Origin of the sequence: Hydrogenophaga sp. NH-16, assembly GCF_004006415.1 — a bacterium.
Taxonomy (GTDB): Bacteria; Pseudomonadota; Gammaproteobacteria; order Burkholderiales; family Burkholderiaceae_C; genus Hydrogenophaga; species Hydrogenophaga pseudoflava.
In genome coordinates, this window is the sequence record NZ_CP029344.1 from 504,013 (window position 1) to 527,979 (window position 23,967).

Sequence of the window (23,967 nt, forward strand, 5' to 3'; positions counted from 1 at the left end):
GGGGCCAAACTCAGTTCGGATCGGGCACGTAGCCCCGGTTCGCACCCGGGAAGGCGCTGGGCCGGTCGCGCCAGCGGCGGCGCTCCGGCGGGATCACACCCAGCGCGATCAGGTTCTCGCGGCTGTCGTAGCGGATGCGGATGATCTCGTCGGGCCGGTTGCTGCGGCGCTCGAAGTCGGTCTCGCCGACGCGGTCGCGTTCTCGGTCGCCATGGCCGGTGCCCAGCTGGGGCCCTGCCTGCGCGCCGTTGTGGGAACGCTCCTGCAGCTGCGGGCTGGACTTGGTGCCCGGTGCGCTGCGGTCGAACGGCGGGAAGGGCGGCAGGGGCGGGCGCGGCAGGTGGAAGGCCTCGCGCTCGCGGAACACCGCCACGCCGATCACGCCCACGTCGTCCGGACGCCCGGTGCGCGCGGCGTAAGAGCGCGAGTGGCGGGTGAACTCGAAGGCCGCGATCTCGCGCTTGCTCTTGCGCCAGCCAGCCACGTCGTAGCGCTGCATCGGCTCCAGCACGTAGCCGGCCTGGTCAAAGTCGGCGGTCTCGCCGGTGATCACGTTCACGCCGTCTACCGACACCACGTTGAGCAGGCGCTCGCGGCTGTCGTTGCGCAGCTCGATGGCGTAGCGTGCGCCCGGTTCGCCCGCCACCCAGTACTCGCCGCGGAAGCGGTAGAGCGGCAGCACCGCGCCGCGGTCGCGGTCGATCACGCGCACGTCGGTCAGGCGTCCCTCGGCCATGGCCGGCAACGCGGTGAGCAGGGCCGAGCCGGCGATGGCGCCCAGCGCCAGGCGGCGGGAGAAGAGGGGGGTGGAGGTGGTCATCGTGGGTCTCCTGGGACCGGTGGTTGCGAGGACTGCAGTACATCGCGGCTGCGTCAACGTTTGCCCCATGGCGTGCAAAGCCTGTGTAAACAGGTGTTTGAAGTGGTGCCGACGCCGGGCCGGTGTCGGGCTGGAATAATCGGTCTTCCGTTTTTTCAACCCGAGGACACACCATGATCACCACCCCCAGCGGCCTGCAGTATGAAGACACCACCGTCGGCAACGGCGAGGTCGCCCAGGCCGGCCGCCGCGTGCAGGTGCACTACACCGGCTGGCTCTACAACGACGGCGTGCAGGGCGCCAAGTTCGACTCCAGCAAGGACCGCGGCCAGCCTTTCGAATTCCCGCTCGGCGCCGGCCACGTGATCAAGGGCTGGGACGAGGGCGTGCAGGGCATGGCCGTCGGCGGCACGCGCCGCCTGGTGATCCCGGCCGCGCTGGGCTACGGCGCGCGCGGCGCCGGCGGCGTGATCCCGCCCAACGCCACGCTGCTGTTCGAAGTCGACCTGCTGGCCGTCTGAGCACGCACATGAGCCAGCGCCCCGCCATCCTGATCGCGCGTGCCGTGTTCCCCGAGGTGGTGGAGCGCCTGCGCGAGCACTTCGAGGTCGAGACCACGCCGCCCGGCGTGGTCTGGTCCCCGGTCGAACTCATCGAGCGCCTGCAGGGCAAGGACGGGGTGCTGACCACTGGCAGCGAGTACATCGACGCGGCGCTGCTGGCGGCCTGCCCGCGGCTGAAAATCGTGGCCAACCTCGCGGTGGGCCACAACAACTTCGATCTGGACGCGATGACGGCGGCCGGCGTGCAGGCCACCAACGCGCCCGACGTGCTCACCGAGACCACGGCCGACTTCGGCTTTGCGCTGCTGATGGCGACCGCGCGGCGCATCACCGAGAGCGAACACTTCCTGCGCGCCGGCCAGTGGAAGCAGTGGTCGCTCGACCTGTTCGCGGGCGCCGACATCCACGGCACGACGCTGGGCATCCTGGGCATGGGCCGCATCGGCCAGGCCATCGCGCGCCGCGGTGCGCACGGCTTCGGCATGCGGGTGGTCTACCACAACCGTTCGCGCCTCGACACCGGGAAAGAGGCCGCGTGTGGCGCGAGTTATGTCTCGCGCGAAGACCTGTTTTCACAGGCCGACCATGTGGTGTTGGTGCTGCCCTACACACCCGCGGCGCACCACACGGTGGGCGCGGCCGAACTGGCGCTGATGAAGCCGACCGCGACCCTGGTCAACATCGCGCGCGGCGGCATCGTGGACGAGAACGCGCTGGTCGCGGCGCTGCGCGAGAAACGCATCGCGGCGGCGGGGCTGGACGTGTTCGAGGGCGAGCCCCAGGTCAACCCCGCGCTGCTGACCGTGCCCAACGTGGTGCTCACGCCGCACATCGCCAGCGCCACGCTGCCCACGCGCATGGCCATGGCCATGCTCGCGGCCGACAACCTGATCGCCTACCTGACCACCGGGCAGGCGAAGACACCGCTCAACCGCGTCGCACCCCGCTGAGGCCTTGCGGCCCAGTCAGCGCCGAGGGGCGATGGCGGCGCCCCGGTGCGCGAGGTACAGCGGCAGAGCGACCGCCAGCCCCACCCCGAAACACAGCGCGATCCAGGCCAGGGCCCGCCAGCGGCTGAGCGGCGCCGTTTCGCGCCACACCCAGACCGCAAATACCAGCGCCGACAGGTACACGTCGACCGTGATCGCACTGGTCAGCGGGTTGACCATGGCATCGGCCCAGAAGCGGTCGGGCGCCACGCTGCCCCCCGACAGGAAGTACTGCAGGTTGAAGAACCAGGTGCCCACCAGTCCGGCCAGTGCCAGCGCCAGGTACCAGCGGGTGATGGGTTTTGGGGGCGGTGTTGTCATTCGGCGGCTCCTTGAATCGATGGATCGCATTGGACCCGGGGGGCGCCGGGTCTTAAAGTGTCCGGAATGACATCTTTGGAGCGATTTCAGACATGCCCGATTTCAGCCTGATCGTCCTGCCCGGCAGCCTGACCAGCGGTGTGGCCGTGACGCTGGACATGCTGTCGGCCGCCCAGGTGATGGCACCGCGCTGCGGCGTATCCGCACCGACCTGGCGGGTGCTTTCGCCTGCGGGTGGCCCGGTGGCGCTGTCGATGGGCCTGACCGTGGACACCCGCCCCCTGCCGCGGCGCGCGGGCGCCGACTCCTCGGTGTGGGTGCTGCCGGGCCTTCGCCTGGCCGACACCGCGCAACTGGCGCAGCAGCTGGACGACCCGTACGTGCAGGCGACGGCCGCTGCGGTGCGCCGCCATGTGGCCGCGGGCGGGCGCGTGGCGGCGTCGTGTTTCTCGGTGTTCGTGCTGGGTCTGGCGGGCGTGCTGGACGGGCGCCGCGCCACCACCACCTGGTGGCTGGCCCACCTGCTGCAGCAGCGGTTTCCCGCCTGCCGCGTGGACGCCGACCGCATGGTGTGCGTGGACGGCCCTGTCGCCACCGGCGGGGCGGCCCTGGCGCAGACCGACCTGATGCTGCACCTGCTGCGCGAGCACGGCGGGCACGCGCTGGCCGACTGGGTCGGCCGGGTGCTGCTGATCGACGCCCGCGCGGCGCAGTCGCCCTATGTGGTGCCCCAGGCCCTGGTGGCGGGCGACGATTTCGTCAGCGGCCTCGTGGCGCAGATCGAGGCGCGCTGGCCCGAACCGGTGTCTGTGTCGATGCTGGCGCAGCAGGCCGCGATGTCGACCCGCACGCTGGCCCGCCATGTGCAGCGCGCCACCGGCAAGTCGCCCATGGCGCTGATCCAGAGCGTGCGTCTGCGGCGCGCGCGGGCCCTGCTGGAACACACGCGCCTGCCGGTGGAACAGGTGGCGGCCGCCGTGGGCTACCAGGACGCCACGGCCTTGCGGCGGTTGTTGCAGCGGCTGACCGAGGCCACGCCGCGCCAGGTCCGGCGGCAGCGCCTCGTGGCCGACCCAGCCCGGTCATCGGGCTGAACGCCTCCGGCGCGGCGACGGTGCAGGCCGCGGCCCGTCTTCTCAGCGCAGCAGCGGCAGCAGGCCCGGGTGGCCGCTTTGTTCGGCGTGGTCCGCGGCGCTGAGGCCGTTGTGGTCGCGCAGCGTGCGGTCTGCCCCTGCGGCCAGCAGCCGCCGCACCACCGCTTCGTTGCCGGTCCGCACCGCCGCGATCAGCGGCGTGCGGCCGGTGGCGTCGGGCGCGTTCGGATCGGCCCCTTCGGCCAGCCGTTGCCGCACGGCTTCCGCGTTGCCGGACGCGATGGCGGCGAAGAGGGGCGAAGGCGGTGCTGCGGGGCGGGCGGTGGTGATCTCCCGCCGCTCGCGCAGCACCCCTTCGGCGGCGTTGCGCGAGGCCCCTGCGGGTGTTGCACTGTCGGCGCTGGCCGGCGCGGGCGCCGTGGCGGCGCGGGGCATGGGGGCCGGGGCCTGGGGCGCCATGGCCTTGGACGCGGGGGCCGGTGCGACCGCTGCCGCTGGCGCCTGCGGTGGCGGAGCGACTTCGGCCGAATCGGCGGGGGCTGCGCGCTCGGCCTCTTGCGCCGGCTCGGCACCGGCCATGCGGTCCGCCGCTTCCGGAGCGGTGGCTGTTGGCGCTGGCGGCCGCTTCATGAACTGGGCCTGCGCCTCCGACGCCTGCTTCTGCTGCGGTGACGCCGGTAGGGGCGGCTGTGCCTGGGGCGCCGCGGACTCCGCGGGTTGGGCGGGAGCCGCCGGTGCAGACGGAGCCGCCGCCGTTTCTGCGGCCGGGCGCGCGCTGCCGGTGCCCAGGGCCAGTTCCTGTTCCTCCGGCGTGCCGCGGTCGAACTGCAGCACCAGCAGACCGACCAGTCCGATCACCGCGAGGCTGCCCAGGGCCCGCCAGGTCCAGGCGCTGTCGTTGGCGGCCGGCCGCGCGTTGGGGGGCGGCGTTTCGAGGCGCGAGGCGGCGACCGCGCGCGCATGCGCCAGCACGTTCTCTCTCAGCGCGGGGCCGGGCCGCGCGGCGTCGAGCTCATTGGCCTCGCGGTAGCGCTTCAGCAGCGCGTCGTCGGGCGTCGGCGGCAGGTGGTCGCGGTTCATGCGTGGGCCTCCAGGGTCTCGCGCAGGCGGGCGCGGGCATAGCGCAGGCGGCTCTTGGCGGTTTCCATGCTGACGCCCGTGGTCTGCGCGATTTCGGCCAGGCTCATGCCCGCTTCGGCCTGCAGCAGGAAGGCCTCGCGCTGCACCTCGGGCAGTGCCGCCAGCGCATCCAGCAGCGCCTGCGCCAGCTCGCGCGAATCGAGCCGCCGCTCCGGGCCGAAGCCGGACTCGGCCGCCAGCATCTCGGCCAGCGCGCTGCCGTCCTCGCTCTCGGCGTCCAGGCTGGCATGGTTCTTCTGCGTGCGCCAGTGGTCGACCATGCGGTGGTGCGCCAGGGTGAACAGCCAGGTGCGGAACTTGGCACGCGGCTCGTACTGCGGCGCGTGGCGCACCACACTGAACCAGACGTCCTGCACCAGGTCGTCGGCCAGCGCGGCGTTCTGCACGCTGCGCTGCACGAAGCGCCACACCGGCAGGGCGTGGCGGTCGTACAGGGCTTCAAAGGCGCGCATGTCCCCGCGGGCGTAGGCCTGCATGAGTTCTTCGTCGGAGGGCGTGTCGGCCGCGGTCATGCGGGCGATTATGGGCGGCGGTGGTCACGCCTTCAGTCCGGATCGGGTGCGTAGCGCGGCGAGCGCGACCCCGGGAACGGCTGCGGGCGGTGCGGTGACACATCGGGCGGCAGGATGCCCATCGCCACCAGGTTCTCGCGGCTGTCGTAGCGGATGCGGATCAGCTCGTCGGGCCGGTCGCTGCGGCGCTCGAACGTGGTGTGGCCGATGGTGTCGTGTTCGCGCTCGCCGTGGCCGGTGCCCAGCTTCGGCGCCGCCGGTGCCGGGCGGCTGGCTTCGGCGACCGAGTCGGCGGCCGAGGCCGAGGGTGCGCCGCGTTCGAGCGGGCCCCTGCCCAGTGAGCCGCTTTCGGCTTCATTGAGTTCCCGCCGCTCGCGCCAGGACGGGTAGACCGGCTCCGGCAGCGGCTCCAGGGCCGGGGCCTTCTCACGGAAGAGCGCCACCCCGATCACCCCCACATGCGCCGGGCGACCGGTGCGTGCGGCGTAGGACGACGGCAGGGCGGTGAAGTGGAAGGCCGCGACCTCGTGGTCGGACTTGCGCCAGCCGGTGATGTCGTACTGCTGCCAGGGGCCGAGCACGTAGCCGGTCTGGTGCCAGGCCGCGGTTTCACCCGAGACCACATTGACGCCGTCCACCGAGACCACGCCCATGAGGCGGTTCGGCTGGGCATTGCGCACCGAGATGGCGTAGCGGGCGCCCGGCCGGCCGGCGACCCAGTGTTCGCCCCGGTGCCGGTAGACCGGCAGGGTCTCGCCGCTGTCGCGGTCGATCAGGTGGACATTGGCGAGCCGGCCGATGGCCTGGGCGGGCAGGGCGGACAACAAGGCACCCGCCGCGAAGGCGGACAGGGCGAGGCGGCGCAGGGAGGTGTTCATGAGGACTCCAGAAAGGGTGTGGAGTCCACTGAAACGAACGGAACGGCGAAAAGGGGTTGAACCCTGGTGGAAGATTTCAGCGCCGGGCCGCCCCCAGATTCAGCAGACGCTGCAGCCGGCCAGCGCCTCTGCCACGCGCTCGCGCGTCCGTTCGGTCAGGTGGTCCAGAAACACCTGGGTGCGCTGGGGCAGGAACTTGCGGCTGGGCAGGGCCGCATAGAGCGTGAACCGGCCGGTGATCCAGGGCGCGAGCACGCGCACCAGCGCACCGCTGGCCAGGTGGGGCGCAGCCAGCTCGACCGTGGTGCCGGTGATGCCGGCGCCGTCGAGCGCGGCCCGCATCAGCGTGTCGGTGTGGTTGGCCCAGAGCACCGGGCGCACGTCCAGCAGCACCTCGTCGTCGCAGTCGCTGCGGAACAGGCGCAGCATGCGGCTGCGAGGGCCCATGTCCGGCTTGATGCGCAGGCAGTCGTGCTGCAGCAGATCCTGCGGGGTGGCGGGGGTGCCCCGGCGCGCCAGGTACGCCGGCGACGCGACCAGAAAGGCCTCGGTCGTGTTCACCTTGCGGGCAATGATGTTGGCGTCGTAACCCTCGTCGGTGCCCATCAGTGTGATGTCGAAGGCTTCGATGGGGGGCTCGCGGTGGCTGGCCACCTCGATGTCCAGCTGGATCTGCGGATAGCGCTGGTGGAAGCTGGCGACCATGGGCGCGAGCACGTGTGTGGCCAGCACCGGTGGCGCCAGCACCCGCAGCGTGCCCGAAAGCTCCTGTGTGTGCGAACTCACCAGCGAGTGCGCGTCGTCCAGATCCTGCAGGATGTGGCGCACCCGCTCCAGGTAGGCCTCGCCGGCATCGGTGAGCGACTGCCGGCGTGTGGTGCGTTGCAGCAGCCGGGTGCCCAGGTGCTCCTCCAGGTCGGCCACCAGCCGCGTCACCACCGCGGGCGACATGTCCAGCGCCCGCGCAGCGGCGGCAAAACCGCCTTCGTCCGCCACACGAAGAAACACACGCATTGAGGTCAGTCGGTCCATGGGTCGATGGTGGAGGGTTTCAATCGAGAGATTGTTGCTGATTTGGAAATAGATTGACGACGATCCGGTGATTTTTCTTCTTGCAATGAAATTTTAAAGTTCACCCATCGCGAACGAATCTCTTCCGAAACACAACGCAAAGAAGCGAAACCGCCGCGAAAAGACACCCGACCCCCGGGCCGGCACCATCACTTCACCGTTTCACCACTTCTTGAAAGGAAGCACCATGAAAGCCTCTTACCTCTCCAGCATCGCCCTTGCCGTGGCCGCCCTGTCGGCCGGTCAGGCCTTCGCCGCAGACGCCGATGCGCCCCTGACCCGTGAGCAGGTCCGCGCCGAACTGATCCAGGCCCAGCAGGCCGGTGACGTGATCGGCGACAACGAGTCCGGTCTGACGCTGCGCGAGATGTATCCCGGCCGCTATCCGGCCGCCGCCACCGCCCATGCCAAGACCCGTGCCGAGGTCAAAGCCGAGCTGGCCGCAGCCCAGCGCGATGGCAACGTGATCGCCGACAACGAGTCTGGCCGCACCGCCCGCGAGATCAATCCCTCGGCCTACGCCGCCGCACCCAAGACCCAGGGCCTGACCCGCGAGGAAGTGCGCGCCGAGCTGCGTGCTGCCCAGGAAAGCGGCAACGTGATCGCCGACAACGAGTCGGGCCGCACGCTGCGCGAGGTTTACCCGAACCGCTACCCCAAGGACAACGTGGCCCAGGCCAAGACGCGTGAGCAGGTCAAGGCCGAGTTGGCCGAAGCCCAGCGCACCGGCGACATCATTGCCGACGGCGAAAGCGGCAAGAAGCTGAACGAGCTCTACCCCAGCCGTTACCCGAAGGCAAACTGATTCCCCCCGGCCGGCGCCGTCTGGTCGTCTGGTACAACGCTCCTCCTCAGGAGATGACCATGACGACCTTCACCAAGGTGGTGCTCTACACCGGCACCGACGGACGGGCCGCGTTCCGCGAGGAATCGGTCGAACTCAGCGAAGGCACGCCAGCGGCGTGCCTTTCGCCGTTGATGCCCTCGGGCGGTTACCAGCTGCGCCAGAGCCCGGTCGGTTTTCGCAGCCAGTTCCACTGCACCGGTACCCCCCAGTGGCTGTTCGTGCTGCAGGGGCAGATGGAGATCGGGCTACAGGACGGCAGCTCGCGCGTCTTCGGCCCGGGCGATCACTTCTATTCCGCCGACACCCTGCCCGAGGGCGCGACCTTCGACCCGGCGGTGCACGGCCACTGGAGCCGCCAGGTCGGCGACCAGCCGCTGGTAACGCTGTTCGTGCGCGCCTGACCCTGCCTCCAGAGGGGTTCGGGGCTTGCGCGCGCGGGCGAGCGAATCGACACTGCGTGCGGAACCTTCACCATGGTCACCGTCGAATTCGCCCCCGCCTTGCGCCGCCACGTGGACTGCGAACCCCAGCAGGTGCCACCGGGGTTGCTGCGCGATGCGCTGGAGGAGGCATTGCGAGCTGCGCCGGCGCTGGCGGCCTATGTGTTCGACGACCAGCGCGCGGTGCGCAAGCACGTGGCCGTGTTCGTCAACCGCGAACTGGTGGCCGACCGCGTCCGGCTGGACCGGGCACTGCTGGCCGGCGACCGGGTGCTGGTGGTGCAGGCGCTGAGCGGCGGCTGAACCGCCACCCACACAACCCGAGGAGACTGCAATGGCGACGATGCTGGTGGCAAGCCGCAAGGGCCTGTTCGTGTGGGAGGGCGCGGGCACCGGCTGGCGCATCGCGGCGCTGCACTTTGCTGGCGAGCCGGTCACCAGCGTGCTGGCCGATCCGCGCGACGGCCACTGGTACGCCGCGCTGCGCCTGGGCCACTTCGGCGTCAAGCTGCACCGCAGTGCGGACCGCGGGCGCTCATGGGCCGAGGTGGCCGCGCCCGCGTTTCCGCCCAAACCGGCCGAAGGCCCGATGGCCGACGACACCACGCCGTGGAGTGTGGACCTGGTGTGGTCGATGGCGGCCGGCGGCGCGGACGAGCCCGGGGTGCTCTGGGCGGGCTGCCTGCCGGCGGGCCTGTTCCGTTCGGAGGATCGCGGCGCGAGCTGGTCGCTGAACCGGCCGCTGTGGGAAGAGCCCGACCGCCGCGAATGGTTCGGTGGCGGCTACGACCACGCCGGCATCCACTCCATCGTGGTCGACCCGCGCGATGCCCGCCATGTGACGCTGGGCATCTCCTGTGGAGGCGTCTGGCAGACGCGCGACGCTGGCACCAGCTGGTCCCTCACGGCCCAAGGCATGAAGGCCGACTACCTGCCGGCCGAGAGCGCCGACGACGGCAACACCCAGGACCCGCACGCCCTGGTGCAGTGCCGCGCCCAGCCCGACGCGCTGTGGGTGCAGCACCACTGCGGCATCTACCGCTCCACCGACGGCGGTGCCCTGTGGCAGCCCATCACCGCGCCGGCGCCGTCGGGTTTCGGCTTTGCCGTGGCCTGTGACCCGGGCAACCCGCAACGCGCCTGGTTCGTGCCGGCGCAGGCCGATGTCTGCCGCATCCCGGTGGACGGGCGCATGGTGGTGCTGCGCACCGACGACGGCGGCCGGAGCTTCCAGGCCTTCGGCGACGGCTTGCCTCAGACCCACGCCTACCACCTGGTGTACCGGCACGCGCTGGACGTGGACGCCACAGGCCGGGTGCTGGCCATGGGCTCGACCACGGGCGGGCTCTGGGTCAGCGCCGACGCCGGCGAGCACTGGCAGGAACTCTCGCGCGACCTGCCCCCGCTGTCGACCGTTCGATTTGCCTAGACCGGCACATCCGGCAGCTTCAGTCGCAGCAGCGCGCGCACGAAGCCGTGGTCGCTGCGGCTGCGGTCGCGGCCTTCGTGCAGATGGTCGTTGAACACCTCCACCCGGCGCACGTCGCCGATGGCCGCGCGGCTGGTGGCGACGAATTCCTCGCTCACCAGCACCTGGTCCAGCACCTCGGGGTAGCCCTGGTGGATGTGCGAATACGCCACGTCGCGCCGCAGTGCGGCTTCGCCCTGCACGTCCCAGGCGCTGAACAGGGCGTTGTCGCGCGCGCCCTTGTCGTAGGCCACCTGCGAGGTGGCGGCGATCAGCTGGGTGGTCACGCTGTGCGGCCCGTCGTTGAAATCGCCCATCACGATCAGGGGCAGCCGCGTGCGGTGCAGCAGCTCCACCACCTTCAGCCGCAGCGCCAGCGCCTCGCCTGCGCGCATGAGCAGCGACCGCAGCGAGCCCAGCGCCTGCACGGTCGGGTCTTCGGTGTCTTCCAGGGTCTTGCCGCTGGCGTCCTGCAGGAACTTGGGGCGCTTGGACTTGAGGTGCGCGGTGATCACGCCGATTTCCTGCCCGTGTTTCATGCGCAGTGTGGCCAGCAGGGGCGGGCGCTCGAAGCGGGTGTGCGGCCCCAGGCCGGGCACCTGCACCACGGCGGCGGCGGGAAAGTCGGCGATCGACTGCAGCGACTCGACCTTCAGCCGCGTCACCAGGCCCACGCGCGGCGTGCCCTGGGCGCCGTGTTGTCCGGGGCCGTTCTCGGCGCCGGGCACGGCCACGGTGCCGTACTGCAGGCCGCTGCGGGCGATGGCGGCGCGCAGGGCCACCTCGTCCCAGACCTCCTGCACCGCCAGCACGTCGGCGTTGAGCACGCGAAAGCGCTCGCCGAGCCACTCGACCTTGCGCTCGAACTCGTTCTGGCTGTACGGGTCCTGTCCGTCGTAGAAGTGGCGACCCGGCTGCGCCAGGTTCAGCACGTTGGCGCTCGCGACGGTCAGCGTGGCCCAGCGGGAGGGTGGCGGCGGAGAGGTGTTGGCCATGGCTGCACTGTATATACAGAGTGGTGCGGCGGGTTTCCGTCTGCGTCAGGGGCTCAGCGGTTCGGTGCGGGCAGTGAACAGCGGCAGGTGCACGCGCACCGTCAGCCCCCCGCCGGGTGTGTCGGCCAGTTCCACCCTGCCGCCGTGCAGGGCCGCAATCTCGCCGACGATGGACAGGCCCAGGCCACTGCCTTTGCCGTCGCCGGGCGAGAGCCTGACAAAGCGCTCCAGCACCCGCGCGCGGTCCTCCGGTGCGATGCCGGTGCCGTTGTCGCTGATCTCCAGTACCGCGGCCCCGCCATCGACGTGCAAGCCCACGTCGATGCGCACCGGCCCCGGGTTGTGGGTCAGCGCATTGCCGATCAGGTTGTCGACCAGGGTGCGCAGCGCATGCGGGTCGCCGACCAGGGACACCGGCTCGGCGCTCACCAGTCCCAGGTCGCAGCCCTGCTGTTCGGCGCGTGCCGAAAAGCCGGCGACGGCCTCGCGCAGCAGATCGTCCAGCCGCAGGGTCTGCTGCTGGGCCGTCTGCGCATCGGGCTCCAGGCGTGCGAGCTGGAGCAGCTGGAAGGCCAGCCGGGAGGCCCGTTCGATGCCCGCATCCAGCTGGTCCAGCGCACCCTCCCATTCGCCCGGCCTGGAGCGCCGGACCAGCTGTGCCTGCAGCTTGACCACGGCCAGTGGTGTATTGAGCTCGTGCGCGGCGTCGGCCAGGAAGCGGCGCTGGTGGTTGAGCATGTGCTCGATGCGGGCCAGCAGCTGGTTGAGCGTGTCGGCCAGTGGCGCCACCTCGGCGGGCAGGCCGGAGGTGTCGATGGGCTGCAGGCCTTCCGGGTCGCTGCGGGCGATGTCGCTGCGCAGCTGTTCCAGCGGCAGCAGCACGCGGTCGACGCCCGTGCTGGTGAGCACCGCCAGCACCAGCACCAGCAGCACCAGCGGAATCAGCAGCCATGGGGTGAGTGAGTAGAAGTGCTGGCGCCGGATCTTGGTGGTGACCGCCACCTGAACGATGCGCCGGTCGTGCGCCTGTGTGTACACACGCCAGCTTTCGCCCTCCCAGGTGACGATGTTGTGTCCCGGACGCTGCAGGGGCGGGCCGACATCGGCCAGCGAGGAATAGACCAGCTGGCCCGAGTGGTCCCAGATCTGGCTGACGAACTGGTCGAGGTCGTCATCGGCCAGTGCGGTCGAGGGCAGCGGCGCCGGGGGTTGAGCGGGCGCGGCCTCGTCGTGGCGCACCACCGTCTGGGCGATCTGCTCCAGACCCATGTCGCGTACATTGTTGAAGCCGCTCCAGGTCAGCCGCGCGGTCAGGAAACCGACCACCAGGGTGGTGATCAGCACCGAGGAGATCAGCCAGATCAGCAACTGGGAGCGGATCGAGCGCAGTTTCAAGGCCGCTGCACCAGCTTGTAGCCCACCCCGCGCACATTGACGATCCAGGGCTCACCGAGCTTGCGGCGCAGGTGGTGCAGGTGCACCTCCACGGCGTTGCTGGAAATGTCTTCGCTCCAGCCATACAGCTGCTTCTCCAGCTGCTCGACCGAGAGCACCACCCCAGGCTGCCGGGCGAAGGTGGTCAGCAGGTCGAACTCGCGTTGCGACAGCGCCAGCTGCTTGCCCCCCAGCAGGGCCTCGCGCTCGGCCGGCCGCACCTCCAGGCGCCCCAGCTGGATGTGGGCGCTGGCGCGCCCGCCCTGGCGGCGCGCCAGCGCATGGATGCGCGCGCACAGTTCGTCCAGGTCGAAGGGTTTGGTCAGGTAGTCGTCGGCGCCCTGGTTGAGCCCGGCCACGCGGTCGGGCACGGCATCGCGGGCGGTCACCAGCATCACCGGGGTCGTCTGGCCCTCGTTGCGCATCCAGCGCAGGATCTGCAGCCCATCGGGCTGGGGCAGGCCGATGTCCAGCAGCACCACGTCGTAGCTGCGGCGGCCCAAGGCGTCGATGACCTGGTCACCGGTCTTGGCCCAGTCCACCTGGAACCCGGCCAGATCCAGTCCTTTTTCCATGCTGGCACCCAGCATCACATCGTCTTCGGCAAGCAGCAGTTTCATGGTGTGGACCTCTGATTGCGCAATGGTACCGACGAAAAAAAGGCGGGCATGTGCCCGCCTTGCTGCCGATCGGGCCGAAAACCGAACTCAGCGGATGCGGCCGTAGCTGGTGCGCAGGGGATCGGCGCCACCGCCGCCGTTGCCACCACGCTGTCCACCACCGCCTTTGTTCTTGTTGCGGTTGCCGGTGCGCATCGAATCGATGCTGGTGCGCAGCGGATCGGGCTGGCCGCCCGGCGAGGCGGTGCGGGCGCGCGGTTCGCGGATGCGCAGGCTGCCCAGGTGGGCATTGGGGCCGGGCTGGCGTTCGGGACGGTCTTCGCCTTCGTAGCGGTCCTCGCGCGGTGCGCGCGGCGGGCGCTCCTGGTGCTGGCGCGGCTGACCGTTGTGATTGGGGTTGCCGTTTGCGTTGGCCTGGCGCGGTTGTCCGTTGCCGCCCCCACCGCCACGGCGGTTGCGGTTGCGGCGCCGGCCTTCGCCCTGGCCCTCGGCGGGGGGCTGGCCCTCACCGGATTCGGCGCGCTGGCGCGGCTGGCCACCGCCGTTGTTGTTGCTGCGTCCGCTGTTGCCGCCCTCGGCCTTCTTCTCGCGGATGCGGGTCATCATTTCCTGGCGTGCGGCCTTGGCGGCGGCGGCCATCACGTCGCGGCTGGGCGGCTTGCCCGCGCCGCCCCAGATGGTCTGGCGGCCCATGGCGATGGGTTCGGCCTTCTCACCCGGCTCGGGCATGAACTCCTGGAAGATCTCCACCGGAATCTGCTGCTTGGTGAAGCGCTCGATGTCCATCATGAAGCCTTCTTCGTCCAGGCTCACGAGGTTGACCGCCTGGCCTTCGCGGCCGGCACGGCCGGTGCGGCCGATGCGGTGCACGTAGTCTTCGCAGACGTTGGGGATCTCGTAGTTGACGACGTGCGGTAGCTCGTCGATGTCGATGCCGCGGGCCGCGATGTCGGTGGCCACCAGGGCGCGGATCTCGCCGCTCTTGAAGTCGGCCAGTGCCTGGGTGCGGGCGCCCTGGCTCTTGTTGCCGTGCAGCGCCATGGCCTTGATGCCGTTCTTGGTCAGGTAGTCGGCCACGTTGTTGGCGCCGAACTTGGTGCGGGTGAAGACCAGCACCTGGCTCCAGTTGTGCTGGTTGATGATGTGCACCAGCAGGGCCTTCTTCTTGCCGCGGCCCACGGGGTGTATCACCTGGGTGATGCGCTGCACCGTGGTGTTGCGCGGGGTCACCTGGATGCTCTGCGGGTCCTTGAGCAGGTTGTTGGCCAGGTCGCGGATCTCGTCGCTGAAGGTGGCCGAGAACAGCAGGCTCTGCTTGCTCTGGGGCAGCAGGGCCAGCACCTTCTTGACATCGTGGATGAAGCCCATGTCCAGCATGCGGTCGGCTTCGTCGAGCACCAGGATCTGCACCTGCGAGAGGTCCAGGAAGCCCTGCTGCTGCAGGTCCAGCAGGCGACCGGGGGTGGCGACCAGGATGTCCACGCCCTTTTTCATGGCGTTGATCTGCGGGTTCATGCCGACGCCGCCGAAAACGACGGTGGAGGTCAGCGAGAGGTGCTTGCCGTAGACGCGCACGGATTCTTCCACCTGGGCCGCGAGTTCGCGGGTGGGGGTGAGCACCAGGGCGCGGATGGCGTTGCCGCCAAAGCGGTTCTGGCCCCGCTCGCTCTGCGAGAGGCGCTGCAGCATCGGCAGGGTGAAGGCAGCGGTCTTGCCGGTGCCGGTCTGGGCGCCACCGAGCAGGTCGCGACCGGCCAGGACGGCCGGAATGGCCTCAACCTGGATGGGGGTGGGGGTCTCGTAACCGTGCTCGCGCACAGCTTGCACGATGGCCGGAGCCAGGTTCAGATCTTCGAATTTCATCAATGAGAGGCACCCGTCCAGGGCGCTGGGGGCATCTGCCTGTGCGGTTGCCGAAGCAACTGTTCAGTTGAAGGCAGACGGGGTCTACAAAGCGGGTGGCAGGACCAGGAACTGGGGGCCGACCCTCCGGCGGGGTTGCCGGTGTTGCGGGCCACTGATGCGACGCAACGGGGCATATTGTCGCACGTCTTGCCCAGCGACCGTCTGGAGAATTGCGGGAGCCGCCTGTCAATGCCTGTCTCCATAATGTTGGTCCGCCCTCACGCCGGCCCCGGCTGGGACGATCCCACCCTCCACGAGAAGCCATGGATTCGCACAAGTTGATCCGGTCCGGTGTGGCCAATGACGCGGGAAAGCTGCGCCCGACACTCCAGCACTGCCTGGAGGCCGCGCTGTCGATCGCCGACTCCATGATCGACGAGCTGCTGGCGCAGCTGGAGGCGGTGGCCGACCCGGACCGCCTGGGCAACCTGCCGATAGAGCTGGAGCATGTGGACGTGGGGCAGATCGACCGCTGGATCCACGAAGCCGATGCCATCAAGCGCACCTGGGCGCAGCAGCTGCGCCAAGTCTTCTACCACGGCGAGGTCCAGGACCCCGAGCTGCACGCCACGGTGCGTTTTGACGACCTGCGGCTGCTGGACGACCGGCAGCTGGACGCCAGCATCGAGTTCGCCATCGCCGAGCAGGCGCTGACCAAGTCCACGCAGGAACTGCTGCCGCGCCTGAACGCCCTGGTGAGCAACCTCATGGGCTGGCTCACGGTGCAGCCCGACCTGAACCCGCTGCGACCCTCGGCCTACGCCCGGGCGCTGCGCGCGGTGATGGTCCAGCACGTGTCCGATCCGCACCAGCGCACCGCGCTGTTCGTGCCGGTGGCCGGCATCATGGGCGAGAGCCTGCGGCAGGTGTACCGCGAACTGATCCAGTGGCTGATGGCGCACGGCGTCGAGCCACTCGAGAACACCACGCAGTCGCTGCAGGCCGACAAGGCACCGCGCAACGCGGTGGGCCGCACCCTGCTGACGCTGAGCCGGCTGCGCCAGTTGCTGGCGGGGGATCTCAATGGCGAGCAGGAAGGCGGGCCGATCTTTCTGCACACGGTGCCGGCCTCCATGTCGGCGCTGGAGGACCTGGGGCTCATCGAGCCCCTGATGCAGCGCCTGCGCCAGCGGCCGGAACGGGCCGCTGGTCAGGGCCCGGTGGCCGAACTGCCGGTGGTCTCGGGCCATCAGCTGGGCCGGCTGCTGGGCCAGGAGGTGGTCCGCCTCATGCTGGACAACCTGACGCAGGACGAGCGCCTGCTGCCGGCCATCCGCCAGCAGATCGGACTGCTCGAACCCTCGCTGACCCGGCTCTCGCAGGCCGACCCCCGTTTCTTCAGCGACCGGCAGCACCCCGCGCGCCAGCTGCTGGAAAGCATCACCCAGCGCAGCCTTGGCTACCAGAGCCAGAGCGAAGACGGTTTCAGCGACCTGCTGCGCTCGGTGACCGGCGCGGTGCGTTCGCTGCAGCGCGTCGACGCCAGCGAAGAGGTGTTTGCCCGTCTGCTCAAACGCCTGCGGCGCCGCTGGGAAGAGGACGACGCCCGCAAGAACCAGCGGCGGGCCGAGGCGGCGCGTGCGCTGCTGCACGCCGAGCAGCGGCAGGTGCTGGCCGAGCGGCTGGCCGCCGATTTCCAGCAGCGCATGCAGGACAAGGACGTGCCGGAGTTCGTGCAGCGCTTTCTCACCGGTCCCTGGGCCCAGGTGCTGGCCGAAGCGCAGCTCGAAGGCAGCCTGCCGGGCAACGAGGACGATTCGCTGGACGTGGTCGCCGACGACCTGATCTGGAGCGTGCAGCCGGCCCTGATCCGGCGCGACACCGACCGACTGGCGCGGCTGGTGCCCCGCCTGCTGGGCCAGATGCGCCAGGGCCTGCAGCGCATTGCCTACCCGGCCGAACTCACCGGCCAGTTCTTCGACGCGCTGGTGACGGTGCACGAGAAGGCCTTCGACGTGCCCACCCTGACCGATGCGTCCGGGGCCGAGCCAGCGACCGACACACTTGATGATCCGTTCACCCTGGGCATGTCGGTCGAGGAGCTGCCCATCGACGACTCGTTCTGGATCGCGGGCAAGGAGGCCGAAGACGCCGGTTTTGTGGAGGCCGAGACCGGCCCCATGCCCCTCGAAGGCCTGAACGTCGTCGAAATGGACCTGGCGCCGGGCGCCTGGGTCGACCTCAAGGTGCAGGGCGAGTGGCTGCGGGCCCAGCTGACCTGGACCAGTCCGCGGGGCGGCCTGTTCATGTTCATCTCCGCCAATGGCCTGGCCCATTCCATGACCCGGCGCACGCTTGAGAAGCTGCTGGGCAAGGACGCCCTGCGCATCATCTCCCGCGGCGGGGTGGTCGAGGGGGCGCTGGACGCGGTGGCCCAGCAGGCCCTGCGCAACGCGCAGGAGGCCGATCCGGACACCGGTCTCTGACACGGCGAACCCGCGCAGGTTGTTCTCTTGACCACGACCACCTTCGGCTACGACCCGGCTCAGGACCGCATCTGGATGCGGGTGCACGACCAGGACGTCACGCTCTGGCTGACCCGGCGCATGGTGCGCAGCATCCTGGGGCCTATGCTGAAGGTGTTCGAGGAGTCCACCCCCGGGCAGCAGGGCGGCGCCGCACCCCGGGCGCGGGCGTCGATCGAGCACCAGCTGTCGCTGCACGAGGCCGCACCGGGCCAGCGACCGGCGCAGATCCGGGCCGGCCGCGAACAGCCCGGCCAGGAAAGCGACCCGCAGCGGCGCCTGTGCACCCGGATCACGACCCAGGCCGCGCCGCAGGGCGTCACCCTGAACTTCGAAACCGGCGCCGGCCCGCTGGTGCTGCGGCTCAGCCGCAAGGGCATGCACCTGTGGTACCGGGGGCTCGCGCTGGTGCTCCCGCAGACCCACTGGAACCTGCCCGAGCCGCTGCCGGAGTGGCTGCAGGAGCCCATGACACCCGCAGCGGTGCGGGACTTGCTGGACCGCCCGCTGCCGCCCGACCTCGACAAACCGGCCTCCGGGCGATAATCCCCGGTTTTCCCCTTTGCCCCATCCGGTGCCTTTCGCCGGAACAACGCGCCTTCACCAGCGAGCTCATCAGCCATGGCCCAGTACGTCTTTTCCATGAACCGTGTCACCAAGACCGTGCCGCCCAAGCGGCAGATCTTGAAGGACGTTTCCATCAGCTTCTTCCCCGGCGCCAAGATCGGCGTGCTCGGTCTGAACGGCTCGGGCAAGTCGACCCTGCTCAAGATCATGGCCGGCATCGACAAGGAGATCGAGGGCGAAGCCATCGCCATGCCGGGCATCCAGATCGGCTACCTGCCGCAGGAGCCGCAGCTCAACCCCGACCAGACCGTGCGCCAGGCCGTGGAAGAGGGCATTGGCGGTGCGCTCAAGGCCAAGGCCCGCCTGGAAGAGGTGTACGCCGCCTACGCCGAACCCGACGCCGACTTCGACGCCCTGGCCGCCGAGCAGGCCGAGCTCGAAGCCATCATCGCCGCCAGCGGTTCCGAAAACTCCGACCTGCAACTGGAGCTGGCCGCCGACGCGCTGAACCTGCCGCCCTGGGACGCCACCATCAAGAACCTCTCCGGTGGCGAGAAGCGCCGCGTGGCCCTGTGCCGTCTGCTGCTGTCCAAACCCGACATGCTGCTGCTCGACGAACCGACCAACCACCTGGACGCCGAGTCGGTGGAGTGGCTGGAGCACTTCCTGCAGCGCTTCCCCGGCACCGTGGTGGCCATCACCCACGACCGCTACTTCCTGGACAACGCCGCCGAGTGGATTCTCGAACTCGACCGTGGCCACGGCATTCCTTACAAGGGCAACTACACCGACTGGCTGGACCAGAAGGAACGCCGCCTGGAGACCGAACAGAAGTCCGAAGACGCCCGCACCAAGGCGATGAAGGAAGAACTGAAGTGGGTGCGCTCCAACGCCAAGGGCCGCCAGGCCAAGAGCAAGGCGCGTCTGGCCCGCTTCGAGGAGCTGAGCGACGTCGAATACCAGAAGCGCAACGAGACCAACGAGATCTTCATCCCGGTGGCCGAGCGCCTGGGCAACCAGGTGATCGAGTTCAAGAACGTCAGCAAGTCCTTCGGCGACCGCCTGCTGATCGACAACCTGAGCTTCTCGGTGCCCCCGGGCGCCATCGTCGGCATCATCGGTCCCAACGGTGCCGGCAAGTCGACGCTGTTCCGCATGATCCAGGGCGTGGAGCAACCCGATTCGGGCACGGTGACCATCGGCCAGACCGCCAAGCTGGCCTTCGTGGACCAGAGCCGCGAGAGCCTGGACGGCAGCAAGACCGTGTGGGAAGACGTGTCCTGCGGGCTGGACAACATCACCGTGGGCAAGTTCGTCATGCCCTCGCGCGCCTACATCGGCCGCTTCAACTTCAAGGGCAACGACCAGCAGAAGCTGGTGGGCAACCTCTCCGGTGGTGAGCGCGGCCGCCTGCACCTGGCCAAGACCCTGGCCCAGGGCGGCAACGTGCTTATGCTCGACGAACCCTCGAACGACCTGGACGTCGAAACCCTGCGCGCTCTGGAAGAGGCACTGCTGGAATTCGCCGGATCGGCCATGGTGATCTCGCACGACCGCTGGTTCCTCGACCGCATCTGCACCCACATCCTGGCCTGCGAAGGCAATTCGCAGTGGTATTTCTTCGACGGCAACTTCACCGAGTACGAGGCCGACAAGAAGAAACGCCTGGGCGAAGAGGGCGCGCGGCCGAAACGCACCCGTTTCAAATCCATTTGACGCCCGCCATGGAACTGACCGACGAACAGGTTCTGGCCGACACCCGCCGCTGGATCGAGAAGGCGGTGATCGGGCTGAATCTGTGCCCGTTTGCGCGTTCGGTGTACGTGAAGAACCAGGTGCGCATCGTGGTCAGCCGGGCACGGCACCTGGACGCCTTCCTGGACGAACTCGACCGCGAGCTGGACCTGCTGGTGAACACGCCGGCCGACGAGATCGACACCACGCTGCTGGTGCACCCCACGCTGTTCCCCGATTTCGAGGTCTTCAACGACTTCATGAACGTGGTGGACGACGTGGTGGCCGAGCACGAGCTCGAAGGTGTGGTCCAGGTGGCCAACTTCCACCCCCAGTTCCTCTTCGAGGGCGAGGCGGCGGACGATCCCAGCCACTTCACCAACCGCGCGCCGTACCCCACGCTGCACCTGCTGCGTGAGGACAGTGTGGAACGCGCGGTGGCCAGCGAGGGCGGGGACGCCGAGAAGATCGTGGAACGCAACATCGCCACGCTGCGCACGCTGGGCGCCGAGGGCTGGAAAGCCCTGTTGTCTAAGCCCTGAACTGCGCGAAATTCCAGGGCTGATCCGGGCTTTGTCGCCCGGAGGGGGTGCACACAATCCTCGGTCAAGAGGTTCCGACCGAACGATCTGTGCTCCCCACCCCATGAACGCCCGCACCTACACCCCCTTTGACAGTTGCCTGAAGGCCGCGCTGGTCCTGTCCGCCGACTGGATTCCGCGCTGGCTGGACCTGCTGCAGGCTGCTCTGGTGCACCGTGAGGCGACTGGTGCCACACACGAGAAGCGCGGCTTCGGCCATGCGCGCTCGGTGCTGATGGCATGCCGGGACCGGCTCGAAGCCCGCCTGGTGACGGCGTTTGCCAGTGCGGTTCACGCCGACGTGGCGCGCGACCGCGGCTCGCCAACGGCCGCCCCACGCAAGCCGAGGGCCGCGCTGAGCATGGACGACCTGACACTGATGGATCACGGCCAGGTGCAGGCCTCGGTGGAGCTGGCCCGGCTGCAGCAGGTGGTCAGGATGGCGGTGGACGACGAACTGCTCACACTGGACGCGCTGCTCAGCGCCGCGCGCGGCCTGCGCACCGTGCGTGCCGAGGCCAACCCCCTGCGCCCCGATGTCGTCATCGACACCCTGATGGCGGCGCTGGCCAAACTGCGCATCGACGAGACGGCCCGGCTGCACTGGCTGCACGCGGGCGCTGTGTCACTGGGGCAGGAACTCGGCTGGTTCTATGGCGCGCTGGTGAGACATCTGGAAGCGGACGGCGTGCAGCCGGCCGGCTATGTGGTGGTGCCCACGGTGCTGCCGGTGCGCCCTGCGCGCGCGCCTGCCGATGATCAGGTTGAAGAACCCGCATCCGAAGCACGCGCTGCGGACGCCCCGCTGGTGCTGACGCTGGACCACCTGCACCGGCTGCTGGTGGGCAACCTGGCCCACGGCGGCGCTGAGGTGTCCGACCATGGCGCATCGGGTTCGGGCAATGCCCTGGTGCGGACGCTGGCGGCCGAGGTGGTAACGCTGATGCTGCGCACGATCGCTGAAGACCGGCGGCTGCTGACGCCCGTGCGGGACCTGGTGATGCAGCTCAAGCCTGCGCTGCTGCACCTGGCCAAGACCGATCCGCGCTTCTTCGCCGACCGCGACAACCCGGCCCGCCGTCTGCTGGACGCGATCACCGCGCGCAGCCTGGCCTACGTCCACGAGCAGGACACCGGGTTCGGCGAGTTCGCCGGGCAGGTGCTGCACACGGTGCAGTCGCTGCAGACCTTGTCGGCCGACCTGCCCGAGCGCGTGGTGGCCTGCATGCAGCGCATGGAGTCCCTGGGGCTGACCGACCAGGGGCCGGCCATGCAGACCCTGGTGCGCGTCGAGCAGCGGCACCTGCTGGCCGAGCGCGTGGCGCGGGAGATCCGGGCGCGTGACGATTTCGCCCGCGCACCTGCCCTGGTCAAGCGCTTTCTGTGCGGACCCTGGGCACAGGCGGTGGCCCATGCCCGCCTGTCGGCCGACATCCTGGGGGAGCTGGCGACACAACACGACCTGCTGGAGGTGCGCGATGTGCCATCGGATCGCTACATGGACATCCTCACCGACCTGCTCTGGTCCTGCCAGCTCGCGCAGGCGAGCCAGAACCGGCCGCGCCTGGTGCGCGTGGTGCCGGTGGTGCTGCGCACGCTGCGGGAAGGGCTGGACGCCATCGACTTTCCCCGTCCGCAGGCCGAGTCCTTCTTCCAGGCCCTGATGGGGCTGCACGAGGCAGCCTACAAGTCGCACCGCAGCGGCGAGATGCTGAAAACCAGCCTGCGCCGCCCGGAGGAGCCGGTGGCCGCGGTGGAACCCTGGTTGCAGGGCCACGAGGCGCGGGAGTCGGGTTTCATCGATACCCAGCTGATCGTTCCGGAGTTCGTGGACACCGAGCTGTTGACCTGCCGGCAGCCCCTGAGCAGCGGGGACTCGCTGGAGGTGGGTGCCTGGATCGAGCTGCAGTACCCCGACCGGGTGCAGCGCTGCCAGCTGCGCTGGGCGAGTCCGCACCGCACGCTGTTCCTGTTCGCCACCGCCGAAGGGCAGTCGGTGTCGCTCACCCGGCAGGGCATGGACCGCCTGGAGGCCAGCGGCCAGCTGCGGGTGGTGGCCGAACACGGTGTGGTGGACGAAGCCCTCGCGGCAGTGGCCCGCCTGGCCTGGGTCAACTCGGGCCGGCTGGCCTGAGAGGGTCCGTCCGCCGGGGCCTTCAGCCCTGGCGCAGCAGCTTCTTGCGCACCAGCCCGATGTTGCTGCGCAGGGCGTAGAGCTCGTCGGTGTACGACAGCGGCACCACCACCTGCTCCACCCGGGCCTCCAGCCGGTCCAGCTGCTCGACCAGCTCGTCCACCGGCACCGGCGCACCACCCGGTTCGGTGAACCGCTGCTCGATGCTGCGCAACTCGGCGTACCAGCGGAACACGCGCGAGCGGATGCGGAAGGTGTAGAGCGGCGGCACCACGCGCGAGAGCGGCAGCGCCAGCGCCAGGATCAGGCCCATGGCCAGCCACATGCGCTCGACCAGGTTGGCCAGCCAGAACGGCAGGTAGCGCTGCAGGAAGGGCGGGCCGTTCTTGATCGCGCGCACCGCTTCGGGCGAGATGGGCACCTCGCTGTGCTCCAGGCTCGGGTATTCGCGCGCCCGGTTGAACCAGCTGCCACCGCTGTGAAGGCCGGTGGCCGTCTGCGCGAACAGCTGCAGGATGGCCGGGTGGGTCTTGGCGCCGGCCAGCAGGCTGGTGGTCGAGGCGACCAGGTGCATGTCGGTTTCGGGGATGTTCTTCGACAGGTCCACCACGCCCTGGGGCATGACCACCGGCGTGAGGTAGCCGAAGCGGCGCGAGTAGGCCTCGCTCTGCGAGAAGTTGAGCAGGCGCACGCCGGGCGACTGCAGCAGCATCTGCACCATCAGCGACTCGGGGGCGGAGGCGAACACGATGGCGTCGATCTGGCCGTCCAGGAAGGCCACCGTGGCGGGGGTCTGCTCCAGCTCGCTGAGCTGCAGCTGCTGGCGGTCGATGCGGTTGACGTCCAGCAGGGTCGAGAACAGGCGCGGCACGCCGCTGCCGGGTGTGCCGACGTTGACGCGCCAGCCGACCAGATCGCCCAGCGACTGGATGGTCGGGCTCTGCCTGAGCCGCTGCGCCGAGTCCTCGCGGTAGAACAGCCACAGCGGTTCCACGAACAGGCTGCCCAGCGAGGTGATGGCTTCTTCGTCGTCGTAGCCGATGTCGGCACTGCCGCCCTGCACGAAGCCCAGGTCGGCCTGGCCGGTGCGCAGCAGTTCGAGGTTGGCCGAGGAGCCCTGGGAGGGCAACAGTTCGACGGTGATGCCGTAGCGCGCCAGGGCCTGGGCGTAGCGCTTGCCGAACTCGTCGTAGGCGCTTTGAGCCGGGCCGGTGGCCAGCACCACGCGCTTGGGCGGGTTCGGGTCGAGCCACCAGTAGGTCAGTGCCAGCAGCAGCAGCGTCAGCAGCACGAAGGGCCCGATCGACGCCAGCAGATCGCGCAGCGACAGCAGGGTGTAGCGGATGTTGTGGGGCATCGCGCTACCTTAGCACGGGAGTCCTGTGCCCC

Annotated in this window: 23 protein-coding genes; 12 read left to right on the forward strand and 11 right to left on the reverse strand. The window is 69.6% G+C overall.

What is annotated here, in order from left to right; genetic code table 11:
- Positions 1-10: 10 nt before the first annotated feature.
- The gene (locus DD542_RS02440; protein WP_079364997.1) at positions 11-820 is read right to left on the reverse strand and encodes a hypothetical protein; all 810 of its coding nucleotides are present in this window, start codon (positions 818-820) and stop codon (positions 11-13) included.
- Between the two features lie 173 nt (positions 821-993).
- Here DD542_RS02440 and DD542_RS02445 point away from each other — a divergent pair, with 173 nt between their 5' ends.
- Positions 994-1,341, forward strand: coding sequence for an FKBP-type peptidyl-prolyl cis-trans isomerase (locus tag DD542_RS02445; protein WP_066150438.1), 348 nt, complete (start codon positions 994-996; stop codon positions 1,339-1,341).
- A gap of 8 nt (positions 1,342-1,349) precedes the next feature.
- Positions 1,350-2,333, forward strand: a complete 984-nt coding sequence (locus DD542_RS02450; RefSeq protein ID WP_127803534.1) for a D-glycerate dehydrogenase — start codon at positions 1,350-1,352, stop codon at positions 2,331-2,333.
- Positions 2,334-2,348: 15 nt separating this feature from the next.
- Here the strand turns inward: DD542_RS02450 and DD542_RS02455 are convergent, their stop codons facing one another.
- Positions 2,349-2,693: a DUF2834 domain-containing protein gene (locus DD542_RS02455; protein ID WP_127803535.1), complete on the reverse strand. Its 345-nt coding sequence runs from the start codon at positions 2,691-2,693 to the stop codon at positions 2,349-2,351.
- 92 nt (positions 2,694-2,785) lie between these two features.
- On the opposite strand from DD542_RS02455, the gene DD542_RS02460 reads away from it, so the two are divergent.
- Positions 2,786-3,787, forward strand: a complete 1,002-nt coding sequence (locus DD542_RS02460) for a helix-turn-helix domain-containing protein (RefSeq protein WP_127803537.1) — start codon at positions 2,786-2,788, stop codon at positions 3,785-3,787.
- Between the two features lie 42 nt (positions 3,788-3,829).
- Here the strand turns inward: DD542_RS02460 and DD542_RS02465 are convergent, their stop codons facing one another.
- From DD542_RS02465 to DD542_RS02480, 4 genes are all read right to left on the reverse strand, one after another.
- Complete coding sequence (locus tag DD542_RS02465) at positions 3,830-4,867, reverse strand: ankyrin repeat domain-containing protein (RefSeq protein WP_127803539.1); 1,038 nt, start codon at positions 4,865-4,867, stop codon at positions 3,830-3,832.
- Complete coding sequence (locus tag DD542_RS02470) at positions 4,864-5,439, reverse strand: RNA polymerase sigma factor (RefSeq protein WP_127803541.1); 576 nt, start codon at positions 5,437-5,439, stop codon at positions 4,864-4,866. Before DD542_RS02470 ends, DD542_RS02465 begins: the two co-directional genes overlap by 4 nt.
- Before the next feature lie 32 nt (positions 5,440-5,471).
- The gene (locus DD542_RS02475) at positions 5,472-6,317 is read right to left on the reverse strand and encodes a hypothetical protein (RefSeq protein ID WP_066150455.1); all 846 of its coding nucleotides are present in this window, start codon (positions 6,315-6,317) and stop codon (positions 5,472-5,474) included.
- A 99-nt stretch (positions 6,318-6,416) separates the two neighbouring features.
- Positions 6,417-7,349, reverse strand: a complete 933-nt coding sequence (locus DD542_RS02480) for a LysR family transcriptional regulator (protein ID WP_079365003.1) — start codon at positions 7,347-7,349, stop codon at positions 6,417-6,419.
- A gap of 226 nt (positions 7,350-7,575) precedes the next feature.
- Here DD542_RS02480 and DD542_RS02485 point away from each other — a divergent pair, with 226 nt between their 5' ends.
- The 4 genes from DD542_RS02485 (at position 7,576) to DD542_RS02500 (ending at position 10,104) form a co-directional block, all read left to right on the forward strand.
- Positions 7,576-8,193 (forward strand): DUF4148 domain-containing protein, encoded by a 618-nt coding sequence (locus DD542_RS02485; protein WP_127803543.1) that lies wholly within the window; start codon positions 7,576-7,578, stop codon positions 8,191-8,193.
- Between the two features lie 59 nt (positions 8,194-8,252).
- On the forward strand, positions 8,253-8,636 hold the full coding sequence (locus tag DD542_RS02490) for a hypothetical protein (RefSeq protein WP_066150464.1): 384 nt from the start codon (positions 8,253-8,255) through the stop codon (positions 8,634-8,636).
- A gap of 72 nt (positions 8,637-8,708) precedes the next feature.
- Positions 8,709-8,978, forward strand: coding sequence for a MoaD/ThiS family protein (locus tag DD542_RS02495; RefSeq protein WP_066150466.1), 270 nt, complete (start codon positions 8,709-8,711; stop codon positions 8,976-8,978).
- Between the two features lie 31 nt (positions 8,979-9,009).
- Positions 9,010-10,104 (forward strand): sialidase family protein, encoded by a 1,095-nt coding sequence (locus DD542_RS02500; RefSeq protein WP_127803545.1) that lies wholly within the window; start codon positions 9,010-9,012, stop codon positions 10,102-10,104.
- On the opposite strand, the gene DD542_RS02505 is transcribed toward DD542_RS02500, so the two are convergent.
- From DD542_RS02505 to DD542_RS02520, 4 genes are all read right to left on the reverse strand, one after another.
- Positions 10,101-11,138, reverse strand: a complete 1,038-nt coding sequence (locus tag DD542_RS02505; RefSeq protein ID WP_127803547.1) for an endonuclease/exonuclease/phosphatase family protein — start codon at positions 11,136-11,138, stop codon at positions 10,101-10,103. The genes DD542_RS02500 and DD542_RS02505 overlap by 4 nt on opposite strands.
- Positions 11,139-11,183: 45 nt before the next feature.
- Positions 11,184-12,533: an ATP-binding protein gene (locus tag DD542_RS02510; RefSeq protein ID WP_127803549.1), complete on the reverse strand. Its 1,350-nt coding sequence runs from the start codon at positions 12,531-12,533 to the stop codon at positions 11,184-11,186.
- The gene (locus DD542_RS02515) at positions 12,530-13,192 is read right to left on the reverse strand and encodes a response regulator transcription factor (protein ID WP_127803551.1); all 663 of its coding nucleotides are present in this window, start codon (positions 13,190-13,192) and stop codon (positions 12,530-12,532) included. Before DD542_RS02515 ends, DD542_RS02510 begins: the two co-directional genes overlap by 4 nt.
- An 87-nt stretch (positions 13,193-13,279) precedes the next feature.
- Positions 13,280-15,055 (reverse strand): DEAD/DEAH box helicase, encoded by a 1,776-nt coding sequence (locus tag DD542_RS02520; protein WP_127803554.1) that lies wholly within the window; start codon positions 15,053-15,055, stop codon positions 13,280-13,282.
- Between the two features lie 305 nt (positions 15,056-15,360).
- Here DD542_RS02520 and DD542_RS02525 point away from each other — a divergent pair, with 305 nt between their 5' ends.
- The 5 genes from DD542_RS02525 to DD542_RS02545 all read left to right on the forward strand — a co-directional run bounded on the left by DD542_RS02525 (position 15,361) and on the right by DD542_RS02545 (position 22,578).
- Positions 15,361-17,523 (forward strand): DUF1631 family protein, encoded by a 2,163-nt coding sequence (locus tag DD542_RS02525; protein WP_127803556.1) that lies wholly within the window; start codon positions 15,361-15,363, stop codon positions 17,521-17,523.
- A gap of 27 nt (positions 17,524-17,550) precedes the next feature.
- The gene (locus tag DD542_RS02530) at positions 17,551-18,108 is read left to right on the forward strand and encodes a hypothetical protein (protein ID WP_066150486.1); all 558 of its coding nucleotides are present in this window, start codon (positions 17,551-17,553) and stop codon (positions 18,106-18,108) included.
- A 75-nt stretch (positions 18,109-18,183) separates the two neighbouring features.
- On the forward strand, positions 18,184-19,845 hold the full coding sequence (gene ettA, locus DD542_RS02535) for an energy-dependent translational throttle protein EttA (protein WP_127803558.1): 1,662 nt from the start codon (positions 18,184-18,186) through the stop codon (positions 19,843-19,845).
- An 8-nt stretch (positions 19,846-19,853) separates the two neighbouring features.
- Positions 19,854-20,405, forward strand: a complete 552-nt coding sequence (locus DD542_RS02540) for a DUF1415 domain-containing protein (protein WP_206610754.1) — start codon at positions 19,854-19,856, stop codon at positions 20,403-20,405.
- Positions 20,406-20,508: 103 nt separating this feature from the next.
- Positions 20,509-22,578, forward strand: a complete 2,070-nt coding sequence (locus tag DD542_RS02545) for a DUF1631 family protein (RefSeq protein ID WP_127803560.1) — start codon at positions 20,509-20,511, stop codon at positions 22,576-22,578.
- Positions 22,579-22,600: 22 nt separating this feature from the next.
- On the opposite strand, the gene DD542_RS02550 is transcribed toward DD542_RS02545, so the two are convergent.
- Positions 22,601-23,935, reverse strand: a complete 1,335-nt coding sequence (locus DD542_RS02550) for a TAXI family TRAP transporter solute-binding subunit (protein ID WP_079365014.1) — start codon at positions 23,933-23,935, stop codon at positions 22,601-22,603.
- Positions 23,936-23,967 lie beyond the last annotated feature (32 nt).